The organism is uncultured Capnocytophaga sp., from assembly GCF_963525585.1.
Taxonomy (GTDB): domain Bacteria; phylum Bacteroidota; class Bacteroidia; order Flavobacteriales; family Flavobacteriaceae; genus Capnocytophaga.
The window spans coordinates 1-5,717 of the sequence record NZ_CAURLX010000071.1 but is presented as its reverse complement, the minus strand read 5'-3'; the positions used below and the strand labels follow the sequence as shown (position 1 = coordinate 5,717).

General features: G+C 31.2%; 6 protein-coding genes and 1 pseudogene. 5 read left to right on the top strand and 2 right to left on the bottom strand.

All coding sequences use genetic code 11. The annotated features are described in order from the left end of the window. From RYK20_RS10570 to RYK20_RS10560, 3 genes are all read left to right on the top strand, one after another. The coding region (locus RYK20_RS10570; protein ID WP_314895391.1) for a DinB family protein at positions 1-461 on the top strand (461 nt) is incomplete at its 5' end. A 68-nt stretch (positions 462-529) separates the two neighbouring features. Continuing rightward, the gene (locus tag RYK20_RS10565) at positions 530-1,396 is read left to right on the top strand and encodes a type II CAAX endopeptidase family protein (RefSeq protein WP_314895390.1); all 867 of its coding nucleotides are present in this window, start codon (positions 530-532) and stop codon (positions 1,394-1,396) included. A gap of 6 nt (positions 1,397-1,402) precedes the next feature. After that, a complete protein-coding gene (locus tag RYK20_RS10560; protein WP_314895389.1) occupies positions 1,403-2,482 on the top strand; it encodes an AMP-binding protein in 1,080 nt (359 codons plus the stop codon). On the opposite strand, the gene RYK20_RS10555 is transcribed toward RYK20_RS10560, so the two are convergent. After that, complete coding sequence (locus RYK20_RS10555) at positions 2,471-3,379, bottom strand: cation diffusion facilitator family transporter (protein WP_314895388.1); 909 nt, start codon at positions 3,377-3,379, stop codon at positions 2,471-2,473. The genes RYK20_RS10560 and RYK20_RS10555 overlap by 12 nt on opposite strands. A 394-nt stretch (positions 3,380-3,773) precedes the next feature. Here RYK20_RS10555 and RYK20_RS10550 point away from each other — a divergent pair, with 394 nt between their 5' ends. Beyond that, the gene (locus RYK20_RS10550) at positions 3,774-4,316 is read left to right on the top strand and encodes a thioredoxin family protein (protein WP_314603868.1); all 543 of its coding nucleotides are present in this window, start codon (positions 3,774-3,776) and stop codon (positions 4,314-4,316) included. Positions 4,317-4,437: 121 nt separating this feature from the next. After that, positions 4,438-5,310, top strand: a complete 873-nt coding sequence (sucD, locus tag RYK20_RS10545; RefSeq protein ID WP_314603869.1) for a succinate--CoA ligase subunit alpha — start codon at positions 4,438-4,440, stop codon at positions 5,308-5,310. 168 nt (positions 5,311-5,478) lie between these two features. On the opposite strand, the pseudogene RYK20_RS10540 reads toward sucD, so the two are convergent. Continuing rightward, positions 5,479-5,717, bottom strand: a pseudogene (locus RYK20_RS10540) (glutathione peroxidase); the annotation flags it as partial.

Here is a 5,717-nt window from a genome sequence, read left to right as displayed (position 1 = left end):
AATTACTTACACCAGAGGCACTACTAACTAATTTCAAAGATGTACGTGCCCTTACCCGCAAGGTCATAGAGGCTTTTCCAGAGAAAGAGCTTTTTGAGTTTAACATCGCTAATCTACGTCCGTTCTCAGGAATGGTAGAGGAGTTCCTAAGAGTTATGGACTACCTTTTTAAAGAAAGATTTCAAGAGAAGCATACGCCTTTCTTGGAAGGCAATTTTCCAACTACCAAAGCTGAAGTATTAGCTTTATGGGATAGAGCCACAGAAATTCTTGATCGTGAATGGAAAGAAGTAGGAGATTTTACCCAACCCCTGACTATCTATCAAATGACCTTTAGCTTTGCTCAATGGATATTGTACTTTATTGAAAATGAAAGTCATCATAGGGGACAAGGTTATACTTACCTGAGAGCCTTACAGATAGAGCCACCTTTCTTCTGGGGAAGAGAAAGTTTTCAATAGTAACAAAATAGAATAGGGGAGAAGTAATCTCTTCCCTATCTTAAATTTATCATCAAATATTAGAAATTATGTATATTCGTAATGGTTTTTCAGCTAAGAATAAGTGGTTTTATACATTACCAATCTTTTTCTTTTTATTAATATTTATTAGTAATTTATTTGCTCCTAAAACAGATTATAAATCTCTAATAGAAGAATGGGGAGAACTCACTTTCTTTGCTATCTCTGTGGGGTCTTTTATTTTCTTTTTTTTAGGCTTATTTTTTATAGTAAAATTTATACATTCCCAATCAATTACACAATTCACTACAGGAAGAAAAAGAATCGATTTTAGCCGAATTCTATTTAGTTTTTTAGTTTGGGGAGGAATTATTATTTTACAGACCTTAATAAGCTATTGGTTATATCCAATGAATTATCAGTGGAATTTTGATCCTGAACGATTCTTTTATTTGATGATATTATCCTTTATTTTTATTCCTTTCCAAGCGGGATTTGAGGAATATTTCTTTAGAGGCTACGTATTACAGTTTCTTGCCATTATCACAAAGAATAAATGGTTTCCATTACTAATAAGTTCCATTTATTTTGGAGTTGTACATATAGCCAATCCTGAGATAGAACAATTGGGATTAGAATTTATTTGGGTTTATATAAGTATGGGATTATTTTTAGGAATAATTACCTTAATGGACGGAGGATTGGAACTTTCCTTGGGCTTTCATATAGCCAATAATATTTTTATTGCTTTACTAACAACTTCTTCTTGGAGTGCTTTTCAAACACCTTCTTTATTGAAAGATATTAGTGATCCTCAGTTGGATATTTTTACAATTTTATCATTTTATATTCCTATTGGAATTCTTCTCTTTATCTTTGCAAAAAAATATAAATGGACAAATTGGAAGTTTCATCTTTTGGGGAAAATAAAATAATTCTATATGAATACATTTGTGATTAATAATCTACATAAAGATTTTAAAATTAATGATATTGAGTGTGATATTAGCTCTTTAGAGGCTATTATTAATTCTTTTCTAGAAAAAAAAGAAGATTATCAAAGGAAAATAGGATTTTTTTTATCTGAATTTCTAAATGATAATGATTATATAGAACTTCAGACTTCTGGAACTACAGGAATTCCCAAAAAAATACAAGTAAAAAAGGAATATATGATTCAGTCAGCTCGTATTACAGGGAATTTTCTACAATTAAAACCTAAGGATACAGCTCTTTGTGCACTTCCTGTTGATTATATAGCAGGAAAAATGATGCTTGTAAGAGCTATGGTTTTAGGGTTATCTATAGATTTAGTACTTCCGAGTACTACTCCTTTCTCAGCTAATTTAAAAACATATAATTTCACAGCTCTTACGCCTATGCAGGCAATAAAATCCTTGGAAGAACTACATCGTGTGAAAAAAATTATTTTAGGAGGAGCTCCTATATCAGCAGAATTAGAATCTTCTTTGCAAAAAATTAACAATAAAATCTATGCTACTTATGGAATGACAGAAACAGTCTCGCATATAGCAATGCGTTGTATTAGCCCTTATTCAGAAGATAACTCACTATATAAAGCCTTAGGCAATGTAACATTTGAGACTGATGAACGAGAGTGCCTGATTATAAATTGTCCTGAAGTTGCCAGCGAACAAATAAAAACGAATGATGTTGTATCACTCATTGGTAATCAAGCATTTGAGTGGAAAGGAAGATATGATAATATTATCAATTCTGGTGGAATAAAAATCTTCCCTGAAGCAATAGAGGATAAATTGACTTCCTTTATTTCAGATCGTTTCTTCATCTGGAAAGAACCCGATAATATTCTAGGAGAAAAAGTAATACTTTTTGTAGAAAGTCAGGAAGAAAAATATCCTAATCTACTCAATAAATTACAAAAAGAAACTATTTTTTCAAAGTATGAATTACCTAAAAAAATAAATTTTATTCCTCATTTTCAGCTTACTGATTCAGGAAAAATTCGCCGGAAAGAAACGGCTAATTCATTTTTGTAAATCTATTTTTTTGAATTGAATATCTTTATAATCAGGCTCTACGTGAATAAGAATAGAGCTTAAGGATGATATTTTATTTTGTAAAGTATCCTTTAATAAATGAGCTATATCGTGCCCTTCTTTTACAGAGATATCTCCATTAACAATAATATGAATATCAACACAATAAAACATTCCTGTTTTCCGAATAAAGCACTTTTCTATAGCTAATACTCCTTCTGCATTTTTAGATATATCTTTGATTCTAAGAGATAAATCTTCGTACATATCTTCATCCAATATCTCCCCAAGAGCTGGACGAAAAATTTGATAAGCATTATACAAAATAACCAAAGAAGCCAACAGTGCAGCCCAATCATCCGCAGCTTCAAAGCCTTTACCCAATAACAAAGAAATACTAATCCCTATAAAAGCTGCAACAGATGTAATTGCATCCGAACGGTGGTGCCAAGCATCAGCTTTTAGGCTAGAACTTCCCGTTATCTTACTGTTTTTTATTACAATTCGATAACTTATTTCTTTCCATAAGATAATAATTCCTAAAGGAATCAAAGTCCAGGCTTTAGGATTTTTGTGAGGAGTGTGTATATTTTGGTAACTTTGGTAAGCTATAAAAACAGCTGAGGAAACAAGTATTCCCACTATTATAAACGTAATTAAAGGCTCTATTTTGCCATGACCATAAGGATGATTCTTATCTGCTGGTTTCCCTGAGTATTTAAGCCCTATGAGTACCAAAATAGAAGAAAATACATCCGAAACCGATTCTATTCCATCTGCAATTAAAGCGTAAGAATTCCCTATAATCCCAGTTCCTACTTTAATAATTGCTAATAATAGATTTCCAAAAATACTAAAAAGAGTAGTTCTATAGGATAATTTTTGTTTTTGGTTCATACTTCCAAAGTGCTTTCAATCATTTTTTATCTTACAAATATATATAAATTTTAATATATAGATATATTTTATATTATTATAATTTAAAAATAATTGATTATCAATAATTTAAATATATAAATATAAACTAAATGTTTAAATAAAATAACTATTAATTTACTTTTAAAAATTAATTCAAAATAATTTTAATTCATTGATATACAATTATTTAAAAATAAATCAAAATATTTTTTATAAACAAACACTTTAATTAAATGAATTAAAAATTTGAAATTCAGTATTTTATATTAAATATTATACCTGTATTATAAAGAAATATTTCTAGGAGTTATAAAATTAGGATGAGTTTGGCATCATTTTTGATACCATACAAAAAATTAAAAATTTTTTTTCAATGAAACAGATTTTTTCAATACTATTGTTATTAATTGCAGGAATAACTTCTGCTCAAGAAATTAATTGGATGTCAATGAATGAGGCTCTTAATGCTCAGAAAAAAAATCCTAAAAAGATTTTCATAGATGTCTATACTGTATGGTGTGGTCCTTGTAGAATGTTATCAGAGAAAACATTTAAAAATAAAGATGTTGTTAAATATATAAATGATACTTTCTATGCAGTTAAGTTCAATGCAGAAGGTAATGAAGATGTTACTTACAAAGGTGTTACCTATAAAAATCAATCATATGATCCTGCAAAAGCCAATACTCGTAATGGTATGCACGATTTTGCTGGAGCTTTAGGGGTAAGTGCTTACCCAACAATGTTTGTCCTTGATGAAAAGGGTACTCCTCTATTTCCTATTACAGGATATTATACAGCTACACAATTAGAACCTCTAATAAAGTTTCTAGGGAATAATACTTATCTTTCAGTAACTACACAGGAAGCTTATGACAAATATTTGAAGACTTTCAAAGGAACTTTCAAAAATTAAATTCATATTTATTACATTTTTAATTTTTATCATCTCAAAAAAATTGAGATGATTTTTTTATTATTATAGTTTGAAAATTGAAATTAATTTATTAACTTTGTACTTTAAAAAAATCAAACCAATGAGTGTATTAGTCAATAAAAATTCTAAAATTCTTGTACAAGGTTTTACAGGAAGTGAAGGGACTTTCCACGCTGAACAGATGATTCAATATGGAACAAACGTAGTAGGAGGGGTAACTCCAAATAAAGGAGGGCAAACCCATTTAGGCAAACCTGTTTTTAATTCTGTGAAAGAGGCAGTACAAAAAGTTGGAGCTGATACTTCCATTATTTTTGTTCCCCCAGCATTTGCAGCTGATGCTATTATGGAGGCTGCTGAAGCAGGTATTAAAGTAATTATCGCTATTACTGAAGGAATTCCTGTTGCTGATATGGTAAAGGTTGCTGCTTATATTAAGGAAAAGGATTGCAGATTAATAGGTCCTAACTGCCCAGGGGTAATTACTCCTGAAGAAGCAAAAGTTGGAATTATGCCTGGATTCGTTTTCAAAAAAGGAAAAGTAGGAATTGTTTCTAAATCAGGAACTTTAACTTATGAAGCTGCAGATCAAGTAGTTCGTCAAGGATTAGGTATCTCAACAGCTATTGGAATTGGAGGAGATCCTATCATTGGAACTACTACCAAAGAAGCTGTTGAATTATTTATGAATGATCCTGAGACAGAGCTTATTGTAATGATTGGTGAAATTGGAGGTCAGCTAGAAGTAGAAGCTGCTCGTTGGATTAAGGAAACAGGAAATAAAAAACCTGTAGTAGGCTTTATAGCTGGAGAAACAGCACCTAAAGGACGTACTATGGGACACGCAGGTGCCATTGTAGGCGGTAGTGAAGATACTGCAGAAGCTAAGAAACGTATAATGCGTGAATGTGGTATCCACGTAGTAGATTCACCTGCGAAAATCGGTGAGAAAGTAAAGGAAGTATTGAAATAATCTCCACATAATACAAATAGGATAAAGCAAGAGGCTAAGGTCAGTAATGACTATTAGCCTCTCTTTTTGACTACATTAAAAATTCCTATAATTTATATTATGTAAAATAGAGTTTAGAAGTCAATGGTTAGAATTCAATAATAAGTTCTAAGAACCACTAACCTCTGACTACTGAGCTCCAATCCACTGAATAACTTCAGGGTCATTGGGTTGGGTTTTCGGCGCAATTACTTTCTCTAAGTGTCCGTCCTTTCCGATAAGGTATTTTTGGAAGTTCCAGCTTACTTTAGAGTCTGCTACACCATTCTTCAATTTCTGCGTAAGAAACTGATATAATGGATGCATATCCTTACCCTTGACAGAGATCTTACTCATCATAGGGAAACTTACCCCATAATTCACCTGGC

Bases quoted from the DNA above. Each gene is read 5' to 3' on its own strand.
- RYK20_RS10565 (WP_314895390.1), top strand. From the start codon at position 530: ATGTATATTCGTAATGGTTTTTCAGCTAAGAATAAGTGGTTTTATACA.
- RYK20_RS10560 (WP_314895389.1), top strand. From the start codon at position 1,403: ATGAATACATTTGTGATTAATAATCTACATAAAGATTTTAAAATTAAT.
- RYK20_RS10555 (WP_314895388.1), bottom strand. From the start codon at position 3,379: ATGAACCAAAAACAAAAATTATCCTATAGAACTACTCTTTTTAGTATT.
- RYK20_RS10550 (WP_314603868.1), top strand. From the start codon at position 3,774: ATGAAACAGATTTTTTCAATACTATTGTTATTAATTGCAGGAATAACT.
- sucD (WP_314603869.1), top strand. From the start codon at position 4,438: ATGAGTGTATTAGTCAATAAAAATTCTAAAATTCTTGTACAAGGTTTT.